General features: G+C 67.9%; 20 protein-coding genes and 1 pseudogene. 3 read left to right on the forward strand and 18 right to left on the reverse strand.

What is annotated here, in order from left to right:
- Positions 1-33 precede the first annotated feature (33 nt).
- From B116_RS0121200 to B116_RS0121225, 6 genes are all read right to left on the reverse strand, one after another.
- Positions 34-1,905: a non-ribosomal peptide synthetase gene (locus B116_RS0121200; RefSeq protein WP_027661235.1), complete on the reverse strand. Its 1,872-nt coding sequence runs from the start codon at positions 1,903-1,905 to the stop codon at positions 34-36.
- Positions 1,902-2,813, reverse strand: coding sequence for an LLM class flavin-dependent oxidoreductase (locus B116_RS0121205; protein WP_027661236.1), 912 nt, complete (start codon positions 2,811-2,813; stop codon positions 1,902-1,904). Before B116_RS0121205 ends, B116_RS0121200 begins: the two co-directional genes overlap by 4 nt.
- A complete protein-coding gene (locus B116_RS0121210) occupies positions 2,810-4,168 on the reverse strand; it encodes a flavin monoamine oxidase family protein (protein WP_027661237.1) in 1,359 nt (452 codons plus the stop codon). The genes B116_RS0121205 and B116_RS0121210 overlap by 4 nt, the downstream gene beginning before the upstream one ends.
- A complete protein-coding gene (locus B116_RS0121215) occupies positions 4,165-5,292 on the reverse strand; it encodes an aromatic ring-hydroxylating oxygenase subunit alpha (RefSeq protein ID WP_027661238.1) in 1,128 nt (375 codons plus the stop codon). Before B116_RS0121215 ends, B116_RS0121210 begins: the two co-directional genes overlap by 4 nt.
- Positions 5,293-5,873: 581 nt before the next feature.
- Complete coding sequence (locus B116_RS25630) at positions 5,874-7,094, reverse strand: MFS transporter (protein WP_050591901.1); 1,221 nt, start codon at positions 7,092-7,094, stop codon at positions 5,874-5,876.
- Positions 7,091-7,678 (reverse strand): winged helix-turn-helix domain-containing protein, encoded by a 588-nt coding sequence (locus B116_RS0121225; RefSeq protein ID WP_027661239.1) that lies wholly within the window; start codon positions 7,676-7,678, stop codon positions 7,091-7,093. Before B116_RS0121225 ends, B116_RS25630 begins: the two co-directional genes overlap by 4 nt.
- 562 nt (positions 7,679-8,240) lie before the next feature.
- Here B116_RS0121225 and B116_RS0121230 point away from each other — a divergent pair.
- Positions 8,241-9,338 carry a peptidyl-alpha-hydroxyglycine alpha-amidating lyase family protein gene (locus tag B116_RS0121230; protein ID WP_033667773.1) on the forward strand — a complete coding sequence of 366 codons (1,098 nt, stop codon included), beginning with the start codon at positions 8,241-8,243 and terminating at the stop codon, positions 9,336-9,338.
- Positions 9,339-9,426: 88 nt separating this feature from the next.
- On the opposite strand, the gene B116_RS0121235 is transcribed toward B116_RS0121230, so the two are convergent.
- From B116_RS0121235 to B116_RS27945, 3 genes are all read right to left on the reverse strand, one after another.
- On the reverse strand, positions 9,427-10,053 hold the full coding sequence (locus tag B116_RS0121235) for an ABC transporter ATP-binding protein (RefSeq protein ID WP_033667774.1): 627 nt from the start codon (positions 10,051-10,053) through the stop codon (positions 9,427-9,429).
- A gap of 277 nt (positions 10,054-10,330) precedes the next feature.
- Positions 10,331-11,080, reverse strand: coding sequence for a dienelactone hydrolase family protein (locus B116_RS0121240; RefSeq protein ID WP_027661242.1), 750 nt, complete (start codon positions 11,078-11,080; stop codon positions 10,331-10,333).
- A 332-nt stretch (positions 11,081-11,412) separates the two neighbouring features.
- On the reverse strand, positions 11,413-11,676 hold the full coding sequence (locus B116_RS27945) for a hypothetical protein (RefSeq protein WP_188116059.1): 264 nt from the start codon (positions 11,674-11,676) through the stop codon (positions 11,413-11,415).
- Positions 11,677-11,800: 124 nt separating this feature from the next.
- Between B116_RS27945 and B116_RS0121250 the strand changes: the two genes are divergently transcribed.
- Positions 11,801-12,037 carry a DUF4240 domain-containing protein gene (locus tag B116_RS0121250; RefSeq protein WP_027661244.1) on the forward strand — a complete coding sequence of 79 codons (237 nt, stop codon included), beginning with the start codon at positions 11,801-11,803 and terminating at the stop codon, positions 12,035-12,037.
- A 164-nt stretch (positions 12,038-12,201) separates the two neighbouring features.
- Here the strand turns inward: B116_RS0121250 and B116_RS0121255 are convergent, their stop codons facing one another.
- From B116_RS0121255 to B116_RS25640, 5 genes are all read right to left on the reverse strand, one after another.
- Positions 12,202-13,842, reverse strand: a complete 1,641-nt coding sequence (locus B116_RS0121255) for a hypothetical protein (protein ID WP_027661245.1) — start codon at positions 13,840-13,842, stop codon at positions 12,202-12,204.
- 11 nt (positions 13,843-13,853) lie between these two features.
- Positions 13,854-16,928 (reverse strand): helicase-related protein, encoded by a 3,075-nt coding sequence (locus tag B116_RS0121260; protein WP_027661246.1) that lies wholly within the window; start codon positions 16,926-16,928, stop codon positions 13,854-13,856.
- Positions 16,925-18,460, reverse strand: coding sequence for a sigma-70 family RNA polymerase sigma factor (locus B116_RS0121265; protein WP_027661247.1), 1,536 nt, complete (start codon positions 18,458-18,460; stop codon positions 16,925-16,927). The genes B116_RS0121260 and B116_RS0121265 overlap by 4 nt, the downstream gene beginning before the upstream one ends.
- 318 nt (positions 18,461-18,778) lie before the next feature.
- Positions 18,779-19,300, reverse strand: a complete 522-nt coding sequence (locus B116_RS28500; protein WP_223874643.1) for a hypothetical protein — start codon at positions 19,298-19,300, stop codon at positions 18,779-18,781.
- A gap of 504 nt (positions 19,301-19,804) precedes the next feature.
- On the reverse strand, positions 19,805-20,041 hold the full coding sequence (locus tag B116_RS25640; RefSeq protein ID WP_223874644.1) for a sigma-70 region 4 domain-containing protein: 237 nt from the start codon (positions 20,039-20,041) through the stop codon (positions 19,805-19,807).
- A 69-nt stretch (positions 20,042-20,110) separates the two neighbouring features.
- On the opposite strand from B116_RS25640, the pseudogene B116_RS27045 reads away from it, so the two are divergent.
- A pseudogene (locus tag B116_RS27045) lies at positions 20,111-20,444 on the forward strand (response regulator transcription factor); the annotation flags it as partial.
- An 86-nt stretch (positions 20,445-20,530) separates the two neighbouring features.
- Here B116_RS27045 and B116_RS0121285 read toward each other — a convergent pair.
- From B116_RS0121285 to B116_RS0121300, 4 genes are all read right to left on the reverse strand, one after another.
- Entirely contained in the window at positions 20,531-20,902 is a 372-nt protein-coding gene (locus B116_RS0121285; RefSeq protein WP_027661248.1) for a hypothetical protein, read from the reverse strand.
- A gap of 124 nt (positions 20,903-21,026) precedes the next feature.
- Positions 21,027-22,379 carry a hypothetical protein gene (locus B116_RS25995; protein ID WP_155255776.1) on the reverse strand — a complete coding sequence of 451 codons (1,353 nt, stop codon included), beginning with the start codon at positions 22,377-22,379 and terminating at the stop codon, positions 21,027-21,029.
- Between the two features lie 22 nt (positions 22,380-22,401).
- A complete protein-coding gene (locus B116_RS26000; RefSeq protein ID WP_050591903.1) occupies positions 22,402-22,740 on the reverse strand; it encodes a hypothetical protein in 339 nt (112 codons plus the stop codon).
- A 689-nt stretch (positions 22,741-23,429) separates the two neighbouring features.
- Positions 23,430-24,497 carry a MerR family transcriptional regulator gene (locus B116_RS0121300; protein WP_026321764.1) on the reverse strand — a complete coding sequence of 356 codons (1,068 nt, stop codon included), beginning with the start codon at positions 24,495-24,497 and terminating at the stop codon, positions 23,430-23,432.
- Positions 24,498-24,560: the final 63 nt, after the last annotated feature.

The following is a 24,560-nucleotide window of genomic DNA, read 5'->3' on the forward strand; positions in this document are numbered from 1 at the left end:
CGTCCTCCTCGTGCGGGAAACGGGCGTGGAAGGTCAGCGGGCAGGGTCCTCGACCGCGGCGGCGAGACCGGCGACCGTGGGCTGTTCGAGCAGGTCGAAGTAGGTGAGCCGGACGCCGTGCCCCCGCTGGATCGCGTGCAGGGCGCGCGCGGCGAGCAACGAGTGCCCGCCCAGTTCGAAAAAGTCGTCGTCGGCACCGATCGGGTCGACCTTCAGCAGCTCGGACCAGATCTCGGCGATGCTGGTCTCCAGGTCTCCCTGCGGTGCCCGGAAGGCGGCGGTGCAGTTCCGGCCCGCCATGACGGGTCCGTGCAGCGCGGACCGGTCGACCTTCCCGGTCGGCCCCAGCGGCAGCTCGTCCAGGGCGGTGACCGTGTGCGGGAACTGGTAGGCCGGCAGCGTGTCGCGGAGCCGGTCCTGCACGTGCGCGACGAGGGCCGGTCCGGCAGGTGCGTCCGGGGCGGTGACCACGAAGGCCTGCAGCCGCGTGGTGCCGTCGTCGTCGGCCTGCGCGACGACCGCTGCCTTGCTGATCTCCGGCAGCCGGGTCAGGGCGGCTTCGACCGCGCCCGGCTCCACCCGGAACCCCTGGATCTTGACCTGCTGGTCGGCACGGCCGAGGAACGTGAGGGTGCCGTCCGGTTCCCAGCGGGCCAGGTCGCCGGTGCGGTACATGCGGACCGTGGTCGCGTCCGGTCCGGGCAGGTTCAGAAACCTCTCGGCGGTCGCGTCCGGGCGGCCCAGGTAGCCGCTGGCCAGGCCGTCGCCGAAGGCGTACAACTCGCCGTCCTCGCCCACCGGGACCGGCTGGTACCCGGCGTCCAGGAGCGCCACGCCGGTCCCGCTGACCGGCCGCCCGATGGGGACCGGCCCGTCAATGGCGGCCGGGCCATGCACGGTCCAGCAGGTGGTGAAGGTGGTGTTCTCAGTCGGACCGTAGCCGTTGGTGAAGGTGAGGTGCGGGTGCGCCGCGAGTAGGCGACCGACGAAGTCGGGCGACAGGACGTCCCCACCGGCGAGCAGGTGCCGTAGGCCGCCGAGGGCATCGAGCCGGGTGTCGACCATATGGTGGAAGAAGCCGGCCGTCAGCCACAGCACGCTGACCTGCTCGTCCGCCAGGACCTCGGCGATAGTGCCAGGGGTGGCTCGGCCGGCCGGGTGGATCGCCAGCCGGCCCCCGAGGGTCAGCGGGGTCCAGATCTCCAGCGTGGACGCGTCGAAGGCGACCGGCGCGAGTTGTAGGAAAACGTCGTCCGCGGTGAACGACGCCCAGTCCGGCTGCTGCACCAGACGGGCGATCGCGCGGTGCGGGACGCACACGCCCTTCGGCTCGCCGGTCGACCCCGAGGTGTAGCTGACGTACGCCCGGCTTTCCGGGGTGACCGCGGTGGCGGGCACCGGGTCGGTGACCGGCTCGGCGAGGAGCCGGTCCAGGTCGGCTACGGGTGCACCGCACGCGCCGGCGGTGCCGGGCAGGGACGGGTCGGCCAGCAGCAGCACCGGGTCCGCGTCCGCGACGAGGGTGGCGAGGGCGGCCGGTGGGGCGTCGTGGTCGAGGACGAGGTACGCGCCGCCTGTCTTGAGGATGGCCAGCAGCGCGACGATCAGCCGCGGGGACCGTTCGGCCAGCACCGCGACCACCTGATCCGGTCCGGCTCCGCGCTTGACCAGGTGCGTGGCGAGCGCGGTCGCGACGGCGTCCAGTTCGGCGTACGTCAGCCGGTCCGCGCCGCTGGACACAGCCACCGCGTCCGGGGTGCGGCGGGCCGCCTCCGCGACGAGATCGTGGATGCACCGGGCGGGTGCCGGTGAGGGGTGCCCGCTCCACGAGCGGATCGGTTCGGGCCAGGGGCTCGGGTCGGCGCTGCGCGGCTCAGCCGGACGAGCCGGCGACGTGACGGTCATACTGCTCTCCGATCGTTGTCGGGCGGGCCGGCGTCGAGCCAGCCGGTCAGTTCCTTGGGGGATCGGCGCCAGGGGTCGAACGCCTCGATGCGCCAGGTCGCCCCGGCGGCGGCCAGCAGACCGGTCCGGTCGGCGGCCTGCCCGGTGCCGGGCCGGCTGCTGTCCAGGGCGACCACCTCGTACGGGCGGTCCGGGGACTGCTCGGGTGCCAGGTCGGCCAGGCGGGTCAGCATGGCCGTCAGCTCCGCCGGTTCCGGGCCGCGCAGGTGCCCGTGGTCGTCGCGGACCATGGGGGCGACCCCGTCGAACCGGGCGGCTCGGCGCAGCGCTCCGGTCCGCTGGGCGGGCCAGGTGGCGGCACTCCAGATGGTGACGGCCGGGTGGCCGTGCCGGTCGGTGCTGCGGGGCGTCGGCAGGAAGGTGGCCCGGTCGACCCGGTAGTGCTCGCCGGTGTGGCTGAACTCGGTCCCGCGCCACAGGCCGGACAGCACTCGCAGCGCCTCGTCGAGTTTCGCGGCCCGGATCTGCAGCCCGGCGGGTTCGCCGAACGCCCCGAAGTCGAGGTCCGGTTCGGCGCCCAGTCCCGCCCCGAGCACCAGCCGTCCGGCGGACAGGTGGTCGAGTGTCGTCGCCTCCCGGGCCACCTTCCATGGCCGGCGCCGGGCCAGGGGGGTCATCAACGGGCCACTGCGTAGCCGGGTGGTGCGGGCAAGGATCGCGGTGACGACGGTCCACGCGTCGGCCATCGGGAGGCGCAGTTCGCGGGCGAACATCAGGTGGTCCCAGAGGAACACCCCGTCCCAGCCGGACTCCTCCGCGCGGACCGCGACGTCGACCAGCCGCGCCGGGTCGGCGTAGTAGCCGGCGTTCGGGAGCAGGAGCCCGTGCCGGACGCCCGGAGCGCTCACCGCGGTACCTGTTCGCCGGATCCGGCGGGGCGGGGGATCCGTCGGACGAGAGCGTTCGCTGAGCGGACGGCGCCTTCGAGGTGGCCGAAGAAGTACGGCGAATGCTCTGCGCCCACCCGGTGCAGGGGACCGTCCGGATCGCCGGGGGATCGGGCGTCGAGCCAGGCCCCGGGATGTGGCACCGCCGCGTAGCAGCCCTGGACCCAGGGCTGCCGCTGCCAGTCCTGCGCGGTGACGTGCACGGGTGCCAGGGCCGGGGGGCCGAACCAGTCCGCCAGCCGGGCCGTGAGCCCTGCCCAGGTGATCCGGCCGGCGCGGTAGGCCCGGGCTTCCGCCCCGGTCAAGAATCCGACCAGGACACCGAGGCCGTCGCGCCCGTTGGAGTCGTCGACCAGGAAGCGCAGCGGTGCCCGGTCCGCGGTGACCCAGCCGCTAAGCCCGCTGTCGCGCCAGAACGGCGTCCGGTAGATCAGGTGGATCTTCACCACCGAGCCGCCGGTGGATGCCGGCACCGGCGACACGGCCGCGCCCGGGATCGTCACTTCGACGGCTTGTTCCTGTGCCGGGCCGATCGCTAGGACGACCCGGTCGCAGTCGGCGACGAAGCCGTCGGCCTCCACTCGGATCCCGCCGGTGGTGGCGCAGATGCGGCGGACCGGGCGACCGGTCCGCACCGGGCGGTCCAGCCGGGTGGCGAGCTGTTCGCTGAGTCCGGCGGCTCCACCGGCCAGGCGGAACTCCTGGGCGCCGCCGGCGAAGGCGGTGAGGAAGTCGAGACCGCCGCCGGATTTGACGTAGAAGAGGAAGTGCAGCAGGGACACCTCGTCCGGCTCCGAGGCCAGCATCTCCCGCACGATCTGTTCGATCAGCAACGTGGTTGCGGAGGTCATCCGCTCGCTGCTCAGCCACTCGTGCACGGTGATCCGGTCCTGCTGCGCCGCGTCCGGTGACGAGCCGGGCGCGTGGAGGTCGACGGCCTCGGTCAGCTCGTCGATGCGGTCCAGGGCGAGGCCAAGGGCCAGAGCGTTGAAGGGCGCGTCGGCGTCGTCGTCCCGGTACCGGCGACCGGACAGGTCGAACAGTGCGGCGCCGGGGGCGACAGTACGCTGCAGCGGTACGCCCAGCCGGTCGGCCAGCTGCCGGATCTCGGTGTGCCGGTTCCCGATGTACGCACCACCGCAGTCCAGTTCGAGTCCGAGCGGCGCCGCCTCCGTGCGGGTGCGTCCGCCCAGCCGGTCGGATGCCTCCAGGACCTCGACGTCGTGCCCGTCCGCGGCGAGAGCCTCCGCGGCGCAGAGACCGGACAGACCTGCCCCGACGACGACGACGCCGGTCCGGATTCGCATACCGGTCACCGCTCGGTCCACAGCGGTTGGAGTCGGCTGTCGTTGCGGTACGCGTCGGCCAATGCCCGTAGGAAGGTGTGCAGCTCCTCCTCGTGCGAGGCGAGCGGGCCGGCGATGTACCGCGGATCGGAGACGCCCCGTTGGGTGGACGAGCAGGCGTCCCAGTCCTGCTGATTGGTGGTCTTCCAGAAATCGATCGCATAGTCCGGCGTGAACCCAGTGCTGGTCAGTAGTTCTTCCGGGAAGAACCATTCGCAGATTACCCGGGTGCGATCCGGAGCGACCGGGTCGAGGCGATGGGTGACCACGTAATCGTGCATCGCGGTGACGAAGAGACCGGGTAGCACCGCGTAGTAGCAGACCTGTCGCGCACGGTTCTCGTCGAGTTCAGGAAATGTCCACTCCGGGCCCTTTCCATCGAGGGACATGCTCGCCGCGGAATTCTTGAGATCAAGGGAACCGCCGAGCCACATCCCGGTGCTGGCGAATCCTTCGCCGTTAACGGTCCGCTGGACCTTGCTGAGTTCGGGGTGCGTACTAGGGCAGTGGTAGCACTCCAGGTAGTTCTCGACGAGGAGTTTCCAGTTGGCGTGGACGTCGTAGACCTCGGTGCCGACCTGTTTTAGGGTGCCGAGATGGTAGGGCGCGAGGATGTCGGTGAGATTGCCGAGGGATTCGCCGAAGTCGTTCGCATCCCCGGAGTGGTTGACGAACAGCCACCCGTTCCATTCGGTGGATCGAACCGGGAGTAGGTCCATGCCCTGCGGGTGCCGCTCGGCGGCGTCCTCGAACCGCGGTGCCCGGCGCAGTTCGCCATCCAGGCCGTAGACCCAGGCGTGGTAGGCGCACCAGACCTGGGCGCGTCGAATCGTGCAGGCGGGGGCGACCAGCTCGTGCCCACGGTGGCGGCAGGCGTTGACGAAGACGTTCACCCCGTCGCCGGTGCCGGTGATCAGGATGTTGCGCCCGGCCGACATGACGGCGGCCTGGGTGCCCTTCTCGGCGAACTCGGCGACCCGGCCGACCGGCAGCCAGCCCTGCCCGAAGAGTCGCTCCAGCTCCCAGGCGAACAGGTCTTCCGACGTGTAGGCGAGGCCAGGAAAAGCGTGTGCGTCCTGCGTTTCGGTTATTATCCGATCGATCGTATCGGACCCAATGGAATTGGATGATGCCCCATTTTCGGGCAGCGTCGATCGCATGTAGTTCACCTTTATCGGAACGGGTCGACGGTCAGGGGAATGGCGCAGCGTTAAGCGCGCCGGGTCGGCCGGTCGCGCTCAACTACACGAAATATTAATCATCAAATGAGTGATTATGGGGAAACGTATTAATCGGGGTAGGGGGCAGATCTGCCGAGTTCGTAAAGTTCGGCCCGCCGCCAGTGCATTGTGATTCCCTCCCCTGGTGCGTGGCCGTGAAGTTGGGATGATTATTTACCACTGTGAGTCCGCCTTAAAGGACATGTAATTATCTTCATAATTCCTTATTAAGTCTTGACTGCAGGGCTCTGGCAAGGTAAAGATATGGCGATTGGGGGCGGGCGCTCCGGATTGTGATGATAGATAGACGGATTCGAATATTCGGTGATCACCCAGGTTTCGATGGGTCCTCGCGGACCGGTCGGCAGCGGGGCCGGGCAGCGCGTGCACAGCGTGGACGGGAATGCCCTGCGTGGCGGTGGGCCCGCTTCCAGCCGCTGCTGCGGCCCACGTACCTACCGTGCCGAAGCCCTGGCCTTGACCATAGGAAGTCCACTATGGGCAACTTGGGCCTGTCCCCGGCCACGGAACAGTAGTGCCGCGAGCGCGGGAAGGGTGGCGGCGACGGCGATCGTCGCCCACGGCCCAGTGTTGGTGACCAGCACTCCGCCCGCGGCGTAGGCCAGGGATCCGGCCACCCCGTTCGCGGACGCCAGCCAAGCGAACGCGGTCAGCCGATGCCCGTCCGTGAGGTTCTCACTCAGATCGGCCAGCAGTGCCGCTGCCGCCGGGGTGATGAACACGCCGGCGAGAAACGCCAGTGGGTACAGGGCCGGAGCGGACCGGGCGGCGAGCAGGAGGGCGAATCCGGCGGCGCTGCCGATCAACAGCAACCGCACCTGTCGGCGCGCCGGCGCTCGCCACGACCGCGACCCGTACCACAATCCGCCCACGACACTGCCCGCCGCCCACGTCGCTAGCACTGCCCCGCTGGCAGCCGACGAGTTGAATTCGACCGCGACCGCGATCAGAGCGACCTCCACGAGCCCGATCGCGGCCATCTGGACCGCCGCGACGCCCAGCCACGGGGCCAGCCGGATCAGCGTCCGGCGGTCCATAGCCTGCGCCGGCGCGTCCGGCGACGGGACGCGACGCTGCTGGATCAGCAGAGTGGTGGCACCGGCAACCGGGAGCAACGCGGTCCCGGCCAGGGCAGCCGTCGGGCTGCTTAGGGCCACGACCAGCCCGACGAGGGCGGGCCCCAGTACGAACAACACCTCGGTGCCCACGGTATCCAGGCTGTATGCGGCAATGCGATCCCGCGGGTCGTCGATGGTGGCCGCGATCGTGGCTCGCAGCGTTGCGCTCAGCGGAGGGATCGCCGCTCCGGCCAGCACGACACCGGCCCAGAAGTTCCACGACTGCCATGGCAGGACGATGACGAATAGGCCGGCGCTGGTCAGGATCCCGGCGATCAGCAGGACGACGTTGCCGTAGCGCTCGGCCAGCCGGGCGATCAGCGGCCCGCTCAGGCTCGCGCAGAGACCGTAGGTGGCGGCGGCCGCGCCCGCAATGGCGAACCCACCGTGCCGCTGGTTGGCCAGCAGGAGGATGAGCAGCGGCGCCATTGTCTGGGTCAGGCGTGCGACGAGCGCGCCGATCAGGGCGGCCAGGATCTGCCGGTTCGCGACCACGGCGGCGTAGCGGCGCAGGCCCGTCGTCTCGGTCCCGCTCAATCGGCGGTCTCCGCCCCGGGGGCGGTCTGGGGGAAGCCGCGCACGGCCAGCCGGACCGGGCTGCGTCCGTCGCGGCGGGTCCGGCCCGCCTTCTCGACGTGGCTGCGGGTGACCTCCTCGACCGCCTCACCCCAGGCTTTGAGTTCGGCGGGTGTCATGAGAACGGCTCGGGTGTGCACGGTGGTGCTCGATGCCCAGTCGCCGATCTCTGCCTGCGGTGACGCCAGGAAGCTCAGGAAGAGGCTGAGATCGTGTCGGGCCGAGGCGCCGATCGCGTCCGTGCGGGCGCTGTCGGATCCCGCACCGCCGGTCTCGCCCGGCGGGGGGATCTGTACCTCGTCGAAGCAGCGTCGCCAGGGTCGCTGCCGGGTGTCTTCGGCGAGCGGATGGCCCTGCTCCACCAGGCCCTGGCGGGCGAGTACGTGCAAGTGGTAGGAGCAGGACTTGGGCGAGAGCCGGAGCTGCACCGCGCATTCCGAGGCGGTCAACTGGTCGTGGACACGGAGCAGATCCAGGATTCGGAGCCGTGTGGGATGAGCCAGCGCGCGCAGCCCTTCGACATCCGCGAGAGATGTGGAAGACATGTTCCGAATCTAACCGTGGCGTCGGATCCCCGCAAGGCGAGACGGCTCATCGGGCAGCGCGTTCGAACCTGCGCACCCGCCGGGCGCAGCGCCGCGAGCCAGCGTCGGGCCGACCGCCGTTCGTCCCCGACGGCATTGGTGAAAGCACAGCTGACTGGGGTGCGGGTCGCAGCCGTTACACGGAGGCCACGCTTCTGGCCTCTGCCACGGCGGACGACGCCGACGAATGCGGCTTGGCCGGCACGGGCTGGCGCTGCGCAGCAGTCGCGGACGGTGTGGCGAACCCGCTGCTGCCGCAGTGGCGGGCTCGGCCGGACTCGTCGCGCCGGGTGGCGCGGGCCCTGGGATTCCGTCAGCTTGGCGTTCAGCTGAGCAAACGGATCGAAGCCGGAGCACCAATGCCTCGTTGCCAGCAACGCAACGGACCCGGCGGCACACCCACTTAACGTGGAACAGAGCGTGCCCTGATGAGGTGCTCAGGGTCCGTACGGGTGACACCTGAGCGATTCGGTCCGGGGAACACCTGATTGATCTTGGTAATGCGCATGGGCAGGGTGAACTCATGTCATCGCAACCGCCGTTGAAACGCTCGACCCGCCCTCAACTGTCGCGCCGCGCCGTGTTGACCGGTAGTTGTCTTGGTCTGCTCACCGCCGCCGGCGCCACGCTCTGGGGTGATCCGCCCTCAGCGGCCACGGTCAGCGATCCTGCGGTGGGCGCCATCGCCGAGGACCGGCTGTTACGGCCGTGGGGACGGTTACCTGCCACGGCGCGCATCGGTACCGGCATCACGGTGGGGCCTACCGGGGAGGTAGCTCTGCTGCATCGGGCGGGCACCGCGTTTGCCCACGACGCGGTCATCGACACGGACACGGTCGTCGTGCTGAACCCGCGCGACGGCACGGTGCGCCGGACTTGGGGAGCGGGACGGTTTCGTTCTCCTCACTCGATCACCGCCGACAGTGCGGGACGGTATTGGGTCACCGACGTCAGTACCAACAAGGTCACCACGTTCGACGCGGTGGGACGGCAGGTCGGTGAGCTGGGCCACGACTATCCCACCGGGCTGGAAGCCTGCCTGCGAGTACGTAACGTCATTAGCAACCTGCCGTGCACCCTCGACGAGTACATCTTCGCCCGTCCCACCGACGTGGCCGTGTCGGCCGACGGGTCCATCGTCGTCACCGATGGCTACCGCAACTCTCGAGTGGCCCGGTTCGACACGCACCGCGTGCTGACCAGCGAGTGGGGTGAACTCGGTGACCGGCCCGCACAATTCAACATTCCGCATGGCGTGGCCCTGGACAGCAATGGAGCTGTGTACGTCGCCGACCGGCGCAACGCACGAGTACAGGTCTTCAATGCCGACGGGTCGGTGCGGCACGTGTGGCACAGCAGCGCCCTGGGCCGTCCTTACGACGTGGCGATCGGTCCAGACGACGCGGTCTACGTCCTCGACGGCGGAGATCTCCTGGATGAGAAGAACGGTGAGCAGCGCGGCTACGTTTGCCGGCTGTCGACCACCGGGCAGGTTACCCACCGGTGGGCGCTAGCTGATCAGCGCGCCAACCCCCACCAACTCGCCATCGGTGTCCGGGGGGAGATTTACGTGGCCGCTCTTGCCGGTGCCCCCCTGTGGCGATGGGCTCCCAGTGAATAGTCTCGCGACGGCAGTAGGGGTTAACGGAGTCGGCGGGCGAGACTCCCGCCGCCTACCCGGCGTGCCTCGGCGCAGGTCGGCCATGCGGCTACCCGATCCGGGTGGCCGCGGTGTCGTCGACGATCCGGCCGTCGGTCAGGTGGATGATGCGGTCGCAGGCGTCAGCGAGCCGGAGTTCGTGGGTCGCCAACAGCATGGTGGGGGCTCCTTGCTCGGTTCTGAGCTGGATGAGGAGGTCCAGGATGGTTTCGCCCGTGCGCGAGTCGAGGTTGCCCGTGGGTTCGTCGGCCAGTAGTAGCCGGGGTCGGCCGACCAGGGCTCGGGCGATGGCGACCCGCTGTTGTTGGGCGCCGGACAGTTCGCCGGGAAGGGCGTTGTGGCGACCGCCCATGCCGACGGCATCGAGCAGTTCACGGGCTCGGGCCACCTTGTCGAACGCGACCCGGTGAGGAACCAGCGGTGCGAGGACGTTGTCCAGTGCGGTGAGCGCTGGCAGCAGGTGGTAATGCTGGAACACGAAACCCACGCTGAGACGGAACGCTTCGAGGCGAGATCGGCGCATCGATGTGATGTCGTCACCGTCGACGAGGATCGTGCCTGAGTCGGCCTGCTCGATGGCACCGAGGAGATGCAGCAGGGTCGACTTACCCGAGCCGGAGGGGCCGGTGACCGCCGTCATGCTCCCAGGACCACAGGTGATCGAGAGGTCGTCCACCGCCGGGATTCTCGTCGACCCTGCGGGAAGTGCTTCGAAAGTTCAGAGATCTCGATGGAGGCGCCGTGCGGCATCGCTCACTCCTCGGCCAGAAGGGTGGACACGTACCCGCAGCTGCAGGAGGGCGGGAACGTTGACCACACCGTGTCGCTAGGCGCGGAAGCGACAGCGCTGATCCGTGGCGAGGCATGCCCGGCAGGAAAGCCGCGTCGCTCGGGCTCGACATCGCCCACCGTTCATCGAGACCGAACAGTGCAAGATCGCCGGGCAGGTAGCGCTAGTGACGCAGGTCGACGTCCTCCGGTACGTGAAGGCACTCCGCCAGCAGGGCCACGATGTCGAGCCAGGCCCGTTGCGCGTGCCGCTGGTGGTAGCCGACGCCGGGGAGCACAGTCTGGTCGGCCGCCAACGGTGGGTGGTGGAAGGCGTGCAGGGCCCCGCCGTAGACAACGAGGCGCCAATCGACGTCCGCGGCCTGCATCTCGGCGGTGAACGCGTCCCGTTGGGCCGGCGACACGATCGGGTCCTCCGACCCGACCCCGGCCCACACCGGGCAGCGAATGTGCGCCGCCTCGCCCGGCCGGCCTGTGGTCATTGCGTTAATCGTTGCGATCCCGCGCAGATTGGCGGCGTCGCGGCCGAGTTCCAGCACGATTGCTCCCCCGATGCCGTAGCCGATGGCGGCGATCCGGTCCGGGTCGGTCCGTGGCTCGGCGTACAGCACGTCAAGCGCTGCGTGGCCGATGCCGCGCATCCGATCGGGGTCAGCGAGCAGCGGATTCAGGCGCGCCAGCATCTCCTGGGGGTCGGTGAACCAGCGTCCACCGTGAATGTCGAAGGCCAGCGCCACGTACCCCAACTCCGCGAGGGCGTCGGCCCGGCGGCGCTGAAAGTCGTTGAGCCCCGGCCCCTCGGGTCCGACCAGGACCGCTGGCCGGCGGTCGGCGCCGACGGGCAGGGCGAGGTGCCCGATCATCGTCAGGCCGTCGGCCGGGTACTCGACCGAACTCGTCGTGATGGACGTCATGAAGCCGGACTATAGCGATCGTCGAGCCCGGACAGACAGATGTTTCGCCACAGGCAGATCAGCCGACGGCGTCGGCTCTCGCGGTTCATGTCAGCACTTCCAGTCAGGGCTGCCCACCGACCTACTCGACGGCTTTCTCGCTCACACCAGACTGATACTCGTCGTTGCCGACGCGGACGTCCCCGGTTCATGGGTGCATGAGGATTCCCTCGACGGGCTCGGAGACGTGGTGATCTGGGGACGGGACGAGGAGCAGGTCGCGGCAGAATTTCGGTGGCCGGAGACGACTGACGCCCTTACCTCCCTTGAGGCACTTCCCGCCGCGTGGGCGGCTACCGGTGCTCGGCTGCCCGCTTGAGAGCCTGGCGCAGCGGAGCGAGCGGAGGCGTACCAGACAGGCCCGCGTCATCGCGATAGAGCCGACAGGCGAGCCCGGCCGTTCCCGTCGAAGCGGCAAACGGGTCACAGCCGTCTATCAAGATCGTCGGGGAGCCGGCGAACCCTACCGCCTCCGCCTCAGCCTGGTCGGCCACCACACGGGTGCTGAACTGGACTTCGGGTAGGCCAACGTCGTCTAGGGCCTTACGCAAGATCATCGCGGCCGGCTCTTCGTTGGGACAATCATCAACTACCAACAGCTGCACATCCACCACCCCATCATCACCCCTCCCGACGTCGAGCTGCCCGACAAGCACTTGCTTGACTTCTAGGGATGATCGGATGCCTTGCCACGGTCTGGTCCTGGACTGGGGTACCTTCTGGGACATCGTCGGGCGCGCTCGCGTCGAGGCGGGCAGGGACACCGAACGCGTTGCGCAGGTTCTTCTTCGCCAGCTTCGCGAACTGTCGCCGGGCGAGATCGAAGAGTTCCAGGAACACCTCCTGCGATGGGGACTGAGCGCCTGTGCTTTGGGGTCGGCCTGCCCAACGCGCGGCGCCGGTACCACGCGTTACTGAACCCAGGGTGGCAGCACCGTTCGAGTCGGGCCAGGCTCCGGGGAGCCCGCTCATCAAGAGCGGGCTCCCGAAATCAGCACATCCGGATGTTGCTCTTCAACGGCGACTGCACCCCTTCGCGGCGAGGCGACCTCGCACCAGCAACCGCCCCCTTCTGCAGCCGGTCAGGTGGAGATCCGCAGGTAGCCGTTCCGTCCGAACAACACGCCACGGTCCAGGAACCGATTGAAGACTCGGCACGACGGCTCACCCAGGTGCATGCAGGCCGCACAAGCCCCACTGCCAATCCCGCACCCCGGATCCAGCGGACAACGATGCTCCGCGGCAACGAAGGCGGTCAGCAGGTCGTCGAGGTTCGATTCGAAGACCGCCTGCATGCCGCCGAGTACGAAGTCGCCCCGGGCCGCCGTGTACAGGAAGAAGCCGAGATGGTGGGGCACGAGATACTCGCTGAGCACGTCGCGCTCGATGCCGGAGAAGACAGCGGTCTGCCGGATGAGCCGGTGGGCATAGGTGTGAATCAGCTTCAGTACGTCGGCCCCGATCGACGCTACCCGTGGATCGTCGCGTTTGTCGGGAACCGAGGCCGACTCCAGGATGGCGACTCGGGCCACAGCCGGGTCGGTGCAATCCGGCGTCCATCCCGGAAGCCGGTGACTGCGACCGGCGAGCCACGCCGCGACCCGGATCGGGTCGAGCCGGATCAGGAACGCCTCGGTCTCGGCGAGGTTGCCGTAGAGCCGGTAGCCGCCCCGCTTGCCTCGGAACGGCACCAGCCGACACTTCGACGGATCGTCCTCGCCCCGCGTGTAGCCGTACATGGCGTTGAGGATTGGGAACTTGTCGACCAGGTCGAGCCCGTCGATGCCGGCCCGTCGCAGGGCCGGCGGATACTTCTCCCGGTAGCGCCGCTCGAGCGGGTCGTCGCGGTCCGGCAGGCGTAACGCTGTCGTTGGTGTCCGACTCTCGGCCAGGGCCATCGCGATGTCGACGGCCTCCCGTTCGGCCACGGTACGTCGGGTCGGGGGAAGCCGGTCGACCGGGTGATCGCCCGCCTTGGCCAACTGGCCAGCCTGCTCGGCGGACGTGATCACCTGCAAACCCTCGACCACCCAGATCAGCGCCTTGCGCGGATCACCGGCGTGGGTGAGGTTCTCCCGATGCTTGGACCGAGATGGGCTGATCAGCACCATGCCCCGCGGCACATAGACCATGCGGGCCTTGTGAACGTTCCAGCGCACTGCGCCGGCACCACACACGCACTTCTTATGGAAACCCAGCCCCTGCATCGTCGGCGTGTCACAGACCGGGCATACGAAGCGAATGTCCGCGGCCTTGGCGCTCCTCGGCACGACCACCCGTACGTCGTCGTGCTGCGGGCAACGCCGGATCCAGGGTTCGGTGATCGCCCCGCACTCGTGCACGCCGACGAAGTGCAGCTGACCCCAGGCACGTTTGCCGCACTTGCAGTGTGCCTCCTCGGACGTGCCGATGCGTTTGCAGACCCGGCACAGCCATATTCGCGGGTACCTCTCGACCGTCACGCCACGGCGTTCATCGAGCTCGACGACCTCCACCGGCACCTTGCGCAGCAGCTCTTCGGCCATGCCGCCGTCGGTGTCGTTGGCGGTCCATGCGCCGATCTCGGCCAACAGACTCCACCGCACCACGTCGGAGTCGATCTCGATCGGGTTCGGGGCTGACCACTCATCAACTCGGTAGATGTCGCCGCGCAGGTCAACGGTCTGTGCCGGCAGGAAGGTACGCAGGATTTGGCTGCCGCTGCGGGAACCCAGTTTCGCCATGTCGCCCGCCTTCAGTCGTGAATTGGAGCTTGGGCCTCGACATCGCGCAGGCTCCGCATCGGGGAGGGGTAGCCGATCTCGCTGATGAACCGGGCCGCGGTGGCCGGGTTTTCCAGGTCGGCGAACCATTCACGGACCCACTCGATGATCTGCTGCCGGTGCCGGGAGTCCTCCGGCCCGTCGAGACCGAGGAGCTTCGCCACGGCCGCTGCTTCGAGGTCGGGCGTTAGTTCCGCGTCGCGGACGTACTGGCGCAGCTTCGCCGGTGTGCTCAATCGCTGTCTGCTGGCCGGCTCGTGCACCATCAGGGTGCGCGCCGCAACCAGTCCGGGGAGCGTGAGGGCCAGGACCCGCCGGCTGCGGCGCGTGATCGGGATGGCGTCAACGAACCGATCGCCCTGGCGTACGTACTTGTCGAAGTGCCGGAACGTTTGGGCGTCGCGTTCCCGGCCGATTTTGTGCAGGACGTACACGAGACCCGGGCGCCGGCGACCGACCCGGGCGGTGGCCTGGATGAACTCGGCGGTCGTCAACGGCAACCCCAGCATCACCATCGTGTTGAGCCGGTCGATGTCCACCCCGTGTGACATCATTGAGCTGGCCGCGATCACGTGAATGCGATCCGCGAACTTCTCCTCGGGCTTTCCTAGCCGTTCCAGGATGTCGCGCACCTCGTCGAAGCCGGTCTGCCCGGTGAGCTGCTCGACGTTGATGCCATCGACGGTGTTGTTGCTGTCGAGGCTTCGGCCGGCGGCCTCGACGTCGTAGAGGGTGGAGCCGTACACCACGTTTGTGCCGTAGAGGCTGAGCAGTTCGTCGACGTGCTTCGGATCGATGCCGGCTTCCGTGCAGACAGCCGATGGCTCGTCTACCAGCCGGCGTACGCAGTGCTGCAAGGCGTCCAGGGTCCGGTCGCTGACGTGCTCGAGCGTCACCCCGCGCGGCGCGACCGCCACGAAACGCCGTTGCTTCTCCGCCGTGCGTACCGTCCAGAAGGACTCGCCGGAGCGAGGACCTGGCTGCGGGAAGACTCGGCCTTCGCGCCGGTAGAGGACCTCGACCTGCCGGTCGTACCCGGTGAGCGTCGCGCTGCTGGCGACGATCTTGGCGTGGCTACCGGACAGCTCCTGCTGTAGGTGGTCAAGCAGACTCTCGTAATGCGAGTTGACGGCACCGAGACTGTCGCGGAGCAGGTGCAACTCGTCCTGCAGACGCAGCGACGGTGCGAACCGTTCCGCCGGCATCGGCAGCGGATTGAGTGTTCCCTGGCAGTCGGGCACCAGACAGCCGTTGGGCGCCTTCGACCTGGTCGCGTAGGTGAAGCCGTGCCAGTCGAGTGAGCAGATCTTCTGCGGTGGCCCGACGAGACCGCGCATCGCCTGCTGCAGGCCAATCGATGCGCCCTTGTCCAGTGTTCCCACCACCACGGTGGGGAGGAAGCGGAAGATCTCCTGGTCGACGATGTACACCGGCAGGGCCCCGCGCTTCCAGGAGCAGTGCGGGTTGGTGCAGTGATGTTCCAGCTTCCAGCGTCGTCGGTCGAACTTCATCCGCAGGTTCTCGTCGCGGCAGAACGGACAGTGCAGCAGTACCCGGTATTTGTCAGGTACTCCCGGGCTGTCCGGACCGATCTCGTCACTCCCTGGCTTGGGCACGATCTTGTTGGGCGTACTTGTCTGGCCGACCAGGAAGCCGAGGCTGAACGGGGCACCTTTGACATCGGCTACCCGGCGTGCCACCGCATCCCGGCGCACCAACTCGGCGCCGGCGAGCGCGTCGGCGAAACGCTGCGTCTGTTGCAAGCTCAGCAACCGGAGGGGAAATCGGGACCAGGCCGTCACGCCGGTGCGCTTGCCGGTGAGCCGGTCGAAGAAGGCCGTCATCAACAACAGCCCCAGGTAGGTCTCGGTCTTGCCGCCACCGGTGGCGAACCACACGGTGTCGACGATCTTCGCGTCATCGGCGGGTTCGGCGAGGAAGCGGGTGGCGGACAGCAGAAAGCCAACCTGGAACGGCCGCCAGGTGTCGTAGCCACGCCCCTTCGCGCTCCACCCGATCGCCCTGTTCATCAGCTGGAACGACTGGCGGATATCCCGGTTGGTCTGTAGGAGCTTCAGCCCGGCTCGAAGCCGGTCGACTTCGGCGAACACGTCGGCTGCCGCCTTGTCCGCCTCGGCGCGCATTCCCGCCGTCCAACCCTCGGCAGCCTCCCCGGCGGCCAGCACCGATGGAGACCAGTGGGCCTGGTCGTACTCTTCGAGCGCATCGACCAGTGCGGTGAGTTCCGGAATCGGGTCGGCGGCGAGCCGTTCAAACGACAGCGTCGGCTCCGGCCGACTGCTGTTCCAATAGGTGGGGCGGAAGGTCTGCACCGTGGTGGTGTCGGAACTGCGAAACACCCCGGGTGCGGGCACCTCGACACCAACGTTGATGCCGTACGCCGGTACGTCGCGGTCGTAGCGGAAGCTGTCCGGCAGGGCCTCCAACTGGAACGGGGTGGTGGTGAGACCGGCGACCTCCAGCTCTGTTTCGTACAGGTGCGAGTCGGTCAGATCGCGCGAATCTTCCGGGCTGGTGTTGATCATTTGTACGACAAGTTCGGTGTCCTGGTGCCAATCCTCCACATCGACCCGGACTTCGGCCGTCAGGCCCGGCGCACCCACCGTCGCGAAGGCATCTCGCAGCTGCTCGCCGCCGAAGGTTCCACCATCGGCGGTGGCCACGACGGAGATCTTCTCCTCGACGGGACCGGTACGCCACCAGCGCCGGTTTGGGTCCGGACCATCCTTGGGTTCCTTGATCCAGGCCCGGGCCCGCACCGTTACCGTCATCGACCACGGCGGCACCTCGGCGGGGCGCAACCGGATGCCGATCGCGCACGGGTCCAGTCGCTCGGCTCGGTCGTCGCCGGTGCCCCGACGCGCCTCGGCCTCGCATGCGAGGCGCCCCAGCCAGAAGGTCCCCGATGGCGCCACTTCCAGTCGATCCAGGTCGTCGCCTCTGCCCGCCGCGACCACACGTCGATCGAGCCAGGTGACGAAGGCATCGCACGCCTCCTCCAGCGACTGCGCCGCCTTGCCGCTCATCGGGTCTTCCTCTCCGTCGACGCGCCGTGCCCCGGTTCGCTGACTAGGTACGGCCGTAGCGCCACCGTCTCCGTTGACCGCTGTAGCTTGCTCATGGCTTTTCCCTGGATCTGGCGGATCCGTTCGCGGCTGACGCCATGGTCGGCAGCGATATCGTCCAGGGTCTCTTCCGCGCCGGTGCCGAGACCGAACCTGCGACGGATCACGTTGGCGGCTCGGTCGGGGAGCACCGTGCGGAGCAGGCGGTCGATCTCGCCGCGCAGTGTCGCGTGTTCGACGATTGTCGCCGGGTCGGTCCGCCCATCGCGCTCCTCGTCGTGGACGAGGACGTCCGCGAGGCGGAGGTCGCCATCCATACTGAGAAGCAGGTCGATGCTGAGCACTGGTTGACTGATTTCGAGCATCGCCTGCACCTTGCCCGGCTCCATGCCGGTAGCGTCGGCCAGTTCGTCGAGCGTCGGCTCCCGGTCCAGCCGGTCCGCGAACTTCCGGGCGGCCCGTCGAATCTTCTGAACCCGGTCGTGGACATGCATGGGTATGCGGATGGTCCGGCCGTGGTTGCCGATGCCCTGCTCGATGCCTTGCTTGATCCACCACGTCGCGTAGGTGGAGAACTTGTAGCCCTTGGAGCCGTCGAATAGACGGGCGGCGTGCATCAGGCCCAGGTTGCCGTCCTGGATGCGGTCGGCAAACTCGACGCCGGACTGGCGGTATTGCCGGGCTTTGGCGATCGACACCACGAGTCGCAGATTCGCGCACACCAACGCCGTGTGAGCTCGCTGCCCCTCGATCACGCGGCTTCGTAGTGACCGGCGGTCCGCTGCTGACAGGTCCGTTCCACCGGTGTCGAGCGCGGTCCGTGCCGCTGCGCCTTGCACCATCAACGACCAGAGCTCCACCTCACGAGCGGCGTTGATCAACGGGTACCGACCGATCTCCCGGAGATACTGGCGAACCGTGTCATCGGGTAGTTCGGAGCCCTTCGCGGCGGACCTGACCGGTCCCGCGTCGGACACGGCTGCGAGGTCAACGCCGGCGTCCGCCAAGCGGCCGAGCAACTCACCGGTCTGTGCTGCGGTGAGGCTTCGCCGAGTTGCGAGCAGTGCGACCTCGGCGCGGGTGAGCCTTCCCCCCGTCCGGGTCCAATCACCGAGAAGGTCCTCGAACGCCTGGCCGACGACATCATCTGCGGGAAAGGGAACGGGAGGCGCAGGATCGTCATCGAACATCCACCCGGCGTCACTGTCTGGTGGGTCATCGTCCGGTTTGGGCTCAAGACTGCTTACGTTCGTCCCGGTGGCGGTCCCGGTCCCGGTGGTGGTATCGGTGGCGCTGGTGGTGGCCGGGGCTTCGGCCACCGGGGTGGCGTCTGAAGGCCGGGTGTGGTCGCTGCTGGCGTGAGGCCGGGCCAGCGCCGCCACGAGCGCATCGATATCGCTGCGGGTAAGGCGGTGTCGAGCGACGAATTTCGCAATCGCGGACTGTGCCTGGTGTACGTCCTGGTTGTCGATGATCGCGCGTAGTTCGTCCATGAGTGCAGCAGACGTTCTTGCGGATCGCACCATTTAGGTGATGATGGCGGTAGTCATGCTTCCTCCCCTGGCTGGTAGCGCTCAGCGTAGGGAATGGGTGCGACAAAGGACATGAATCGAACAAATGTTCCATTTTCCTCGTCGGTGCCGCGGGCTCAGACTCCCGACCCGGGCCGCATGTTCGACGAGTTCGTCCGGCTCGTCCACCACGAAAGGTGTTGAGCAATAGCTGACGTGGACGTAGCGGCCGACGCGGCTTCGATCTGCCCGGTGAGTGAGGAGGTGGGAATCAGGAATCTCCGCGCCCACCAGGAGCTGTCAGCGGGGCATGGCAGCGTACTCGGCGATCAGGTATGACCGGTAGGTGATCACCGCGGGGATCGTCACGTTCAACATGCCCGCCGTCTCGGTCAACACCTCCTCGTATCCCAGCAACGCGCCGGACCCCGGATCGACGATCACGGTGTACTGGGCGGGTAGGCCATGGAAGTCGGAGGTGATCGAGAACGCTTCCCCGGGCCGTTCGGCACGGTCGATGACGGTGCCGGTCACCGTGATGCCAGGTAGGTCAGCGAGGAGTCTGAGTGCCGCCGCACGCTGCGCTGGGTTCAGCAGCCGCACCCCTGCGAGTTCGGTAACGGACTCCAGATACTGCACCGGTGCCTTGTGGGCGGGCACGCCCCTGGTGAGCCACTCGCGTAGCGCGCTGGCATCGGTGGACACCGGGCCCTGCCAGTGGCTGTAGTACCCGCCGGCCGTGTAGTCGCGCGTCTTCTCCGACGAGTCGATCCGGCCGCCGCGCCGCTTCCACTCCCGGCGGTCGGCCTCGGACCGGAACATCGGGGGAGCGCCTTCCGGACCTCCCGGCCGGCGCCGTCGTCGGTCCGCCAGGACCGCCACTGCTCCGGTACGACTGCGGACGTCGTCCGTCCGTCGGTGACCGAGGAGTTCAGGAACCAGTTCGCCGACTCCAGGTGCTCCACGGTGCCGGCCGGCCGCGGTGGTGCTGGCTGCCCCGCCGCTACCTCCGCCAGGCGCCGCAGCCGGGTACTGGCCGGTTCCGCGCTCGTCGGCGGGCCGTAGGTGAGCATCGCCGGGGTGGCCGCGTACGCCGGCTGCGGCTCCCGAACGCTCTCCAGCGCCACCGCACCGCCAGGACCACCCCGCCGGCCGCCAGCGCGACACGACGTCGTAGCACCGCCCGGCTGGCCGGGGGAGCGGCGCGGTCGGAGGCGAGGATCCGCGCCAGGTCCCGCGCGCGACGCTCCGCATCTTCGGGCTGACCGTCCAACGCGGGATCCAAGCCGCGCAACGTCAGACGAACCTCATCTGTAGCCTTCACCCTCATCGCCCCCCATTCGACAGCGACGGCGTGGTCCGGGGCGCCGGCCCCGCCTCGGTACTGACCCCACCCAGTTGTGCCCGAAGCCGCCGCCGGGCACGCAGCAGCCGCATCGCGAACGTCGCCCGCGAGCACCCGAGAACGACCGCCGCCTCGGCAGCGGTCAGACGCTCCCAGGCGACAAGCCGAAGGACCTCCCGATCTGCCTCCGGGACCTGATCCGGCACCAGCCGCGACATCACCACCAGTAACGAAGAACCACCCAAGAGCGTCCGCCCGTTTCGGCCGATGGCCCATGACCGGCCGCGCACCTGGCCAACGCGGTACGCCTCGTCACCACCGCCGATGCCCTGCTTTCCCCCATGATTACCCGTCGCCTGGTGGAGCGGTTCACCACCGAGTCCGCCCCGGTGCCACCGCACCACGACCTCAGCCCGCTTACCGGCGTGAGCTCGAGGTACTGACCGCGCTCGGCGCCGCCTGTCCAATACCGAACTCGCCCAGAAGCTCACGCTCAGCGCGGCGACCGTCAAGACCCACGTAGCGCGGATCCTCGCCAAGATTCACCTGCGGGACCGGGTCCAGGCAGTTGTCCTAGCGTACGAGACTGGGCTCGTACGCCCTGGCGACCCGTCCCGCTAACCGGGGCGTACGGTCTGGACCGGGTCACACCAAAACGTCCACTGCCGGCGTCGCTCCGGTCGACTCCGTGGACTTTCCATTCCGCACTATGTGTTGTTGACATCGAGATAGACAGTGCCGCTGGCGGTGTCGAGGTAGACCCGGCCGTAGTACTTGTTCGTGCTCACCGCCTCGGTGAACTCGTCACTGCTCACCCAGGTCCCGTCTGCTGGCAGCAACGGCCGCAGTTGATCGCTCATCTCCGCGTCCCAGTCCGCGGCCGCGGGTTCCCACTGGTAGTACGGAACGATTTCTGCTCGGGCGTCGGGGGAGAGGGTGACCAGGGCATGGATGTAGATGTCGGTTGGCCCAGGTACGCCACCGGAATCAACTCCGAGGCTGCCCCCTTGCCAGTGAACCGCGGCGAAATCTCCCAGTCGGGGGAACCGCTTAGCGATCGGTTCACGGTCTGTCCGCACCGGCGGGGTATTCACGCTTGAGACTTCCCTGTTACCGGGTTGTGGTGTGGTGGTGGTGCCGCGAGTGCAGCCAGCGGGCAGGGCCATGAGTGCAAGCAGCGATACCGTGAGCGTGATGCGTCGGTTAGCCATCGGCGCGTCCGTCCGCGCGGTCCTCGCCGGGAGCGTGGCGTTCTGGGGCACTCCCACTGGTCAGATCAGGCGTCCCACCGACTGTCCAGGTCACTGTGCGCTCCATCTCGCCGTGCGTGCGAAACTCTTTTGCCCATCCCAACGTCGAGAATCGGCCATTCTCGTCGTCAGATGCGCCAGTTTTAATATCGGAATTTCCGGCATTGAAGTTGTACATATCCTCAGCATGGACCCTGATCTTCATAGTGATCCGGTCGCCGTTGACAACAACTTCTGAGGTCCCGTAGATGGCGTAATCGCCGATGGCTTTCTGCCAGTTCTCAGTGGTCGGATAGAGGCCCATGCCGCCTACCATCGCTGGGCTGCCTGTCATCTGAAAGGCGGTTTGTCCGGTCTCTCGGAAGAGTTGCTCTGCTGCCCTCTGTGCGGTCGCGATTTCGTTGTCGACTGCACTGCGGATGTTTGAGTCCTCCCGATACCCCTCCTCGAAGTCGATCTGCCGGTCGGTGCCGGTGCCGTCGCGGTAGTGAGCGTATAGATCGAGGGCGTCATCCAGGTCGGGGCGGGCCACTTGGGCGCCGCGCAACACGGCCTGCCACTTTTTCCAGCTGGCGTAGTCGGCCGGGGTGGCGGTGGTGTTTGGATCGTACGGAAAGTCGTTGTCAAAAGTCAGCTTTGGGGCAGCCGGCGGACCGATGTGGTACTTGCCCGAGCTATCACGCAGTCCGGCTATCCCTTCGGCGATCTTCGCGCTGAGCGCGGAACTCACCAGGAAGTCGGGTAGCAGACGGTACGCCGCGGCGAGCAGGGCGCGCGCATCGGTGCGGGCTTCGGTCTCGATCCGGATCGCATCGTCGTAGGCGCCGGTAGCGGTCTGCCAGAGTTGCTCGGCGTTGGTGCGTACCTTGTCGATCTCGTCTTGAACTCCGAGCTCGATCAGCCAGTCGGTGGCTCCCGTGGTTGCGCGGAGGTCGTTCCATGCCCGCAGCGCGTCGGAAAGGCGCATCACCGGAGACTGGGTTGCGACGATCGGGGCGATCAGCGTGCGTAGGTGCTCCTCCGCAGTGGCTCCGTCGGCGACGATTGCTTGGGCCCGGGTCTGGGCTGTTGCGTATTCGGCGATGGCTGCGCCTGCTCTGTCGAACCCGTCGTGCAGGCCGTCAACCAGATCGAGGGTTTCACGGAGACGCTGCTCGTAGAGGTCCGCCGCTTCGGAGGACCACTCCATCCTGCCGCGCAAGCCGTCGAGCCTCGGCGACACCGCGTGGAGAGCCCTCTTCGCCCGCAGGCACTCCTCGGCCATGGTACTGACATAGCCCGGCTTCATGTCCTCGATGTATCGCACCGCATCTCGGTAGGCCATCGTGTCACATCGGGTGTTGGTCGGCGCGCCGATAGGTCGATTGGGTCAGGAGCGCCGTCATGTCCGCCGCTGTCACCTCGTCGGTGTGCTGATAGCTATTGGCGGTGGTCCTGACCCGGGTGGAGAGTGCCGCTAGTAGAGCGATCACGTCCTGGTGCTGGTCATGAGCGAATTCGACGAACGAACGCATGCTCTGCGCCAACTCCGGGTGACTGGCCGGGCCGTCGGCCGAGTCGAGCACGAAGAGGTCGACCTGTGCGGTCTGCAGGTGTCTGGCCAGGTCGATCAGGACGTTGGCCGTGTCGGTGAGCGAGCCCAGGTTCACCAGAAGATCGTCTGCCACGTCGGCACCCCCATTGGTTTCCGGCGCGACCCTATCAGGCGCATTCAACCGGGAGTGGGCTCGACCGTTTGGATGCTCCATGGGATCGCAAGCTCCGCGGCCGCTCGCCAGCGAGCCGAAATCACCAGAACTGTTCCGTTGCGGCTGTTCTGCAAGGCCGGATTTCCTGGTGTGGAACTGCCAGCCATACCATTCGGCGGAGCTGGCGAGCCAGCGCTTCGATTGCCTGATTGCCCATGCGTGAGTGAAAGCAGAGGTAAGTCCAATGGGTTACGGGACGCCCACGCAGTGGCTGTGAGCCTGGTCGGGGTGGCAATCGCCAACTCGGGCTACGCCGGACTCCGGCCATTCTTTTTCTATGGGGCGTTGGCTTCGAGGTGAAGGCGCATTGGTTTAGTAGCGAAAATCCTCCACCTACTGGATGTAGCCGTATAGCTGGCGTTCTTCTGTTGTCGGGCCTGCTGGGCGATCTCTTGCGAGCGACGCGGTGCTCGATCGCGTCGGCGTTCGCGGTGGTGTAATGAGGTGGTCAGTTGCGGGGCAAGGGTGAGCACTAATCGTATGTGCGCCACACGGATCATTTCCCTGGACGTATCCCGAGATGGTCTGCAGAAAATCGGTGGCCTGGGCGGGGCTCCGCGCCGCGTAACGGCGTTGGGTTGACGCCGCCGTTACACGGCGACGGCGCCCTATGCGGCGATGATGTCGGCGACGACGCAGGCGATGTTGTCCGGCGCGCCGGCCGCATAGGCCAGGTCGATCAGCCGTTGTGCGGTCGGCTCGGGTTCACCGGACTCGGCGAGGGCGGCGTGCAGGTCGCTTCGGCTGACGACGGCGGACAGGCCGTCGGAGCAGAGCAGGTAGCGGTCACCGGCCAGGGCGGTGCGCAGCGCCAGGTCGGCTTCGACAGGCTGGCTGCCACCACCGAGCGCCCGGGTGAGCAGGGCGCGCTGCGGGTGGGCGGCAGCCTCCTGGGGGCTGAGCTTGCCGTACTCGACCTGGCGCTGCACCCAGGTGTGGTCCTGGGTGAGCTGCGCCAGTTCACCGCCGCGGAGCAGATAGACGCGGGTGTCACCGATGTGAACCAAGGCCAGTTGTGTCCCGCGACGCAGCAGCGCGGTCAGGGTGGTGGCCGGCTGGTTGTCGTCGGTGCCGGTGGCATGTACCGCACGATCGACGTCGTCGATGGTCGCGGCCAGCATGGCGAGCAGGTCAACGGCGGGCCGGTCGGTCAGTTCGAGCGCCTTGAGCGCGTTGATGGCCGCGCTACTGGCGGTGGCGCCGGCGCCCCGGGTGCCGTCGGCGACGGCCAGCAGCCGGTCGCTGGCGTAGGCGACGTCCTCATTGCTGTCGCGCCCGTTGCCCTGGTTGCAGCGGACGGCGTAGCGGATGGTCGGGGTGGGGTTGGTTGCGGACATGGTGACGCCCTCCTGGGACAGGTGCGTGACGAGGCGGGCGACGTGGTGTGCGCGGGTCGCGGTGTCGGCGGTGACCTGCTGCCAGTAGTCGGTGACCGCTCGGGCCGCCGCGTCCGGCTCCAGGTCGCACACGGTACGGATGTCGGTCAGCGGCATGCCGATGCGGCGTAACTGGGCGATCAGCCGAGCGTGCGCCAACTGCTCCGGGTCGTAGAGCCGGTAGCCGGACTCGGGATCGACCGCCGCGGGCGGCAGCAGCCCCACCTCGTCGTACAGGCGCAACGCCTTCGGTGTCAGCCGCGCCGCCCGGGCGAACGCACCGATCGTCAGCAGCTCCACGATGTCATCCTCCTCGTTCCCGGCCGGGTGGCCGGCACGGACCACGGTGCTGCTTGCCCAAGG

The organism is Salinispora fenicalii, from assembly GCF_000514815.1.
GTDB lineage: Bacteria > Actinomycetota > Actinomycetes > Mycobacteriales > Micromonosporaceae > Micromonospora > Micromonospora fenicalii.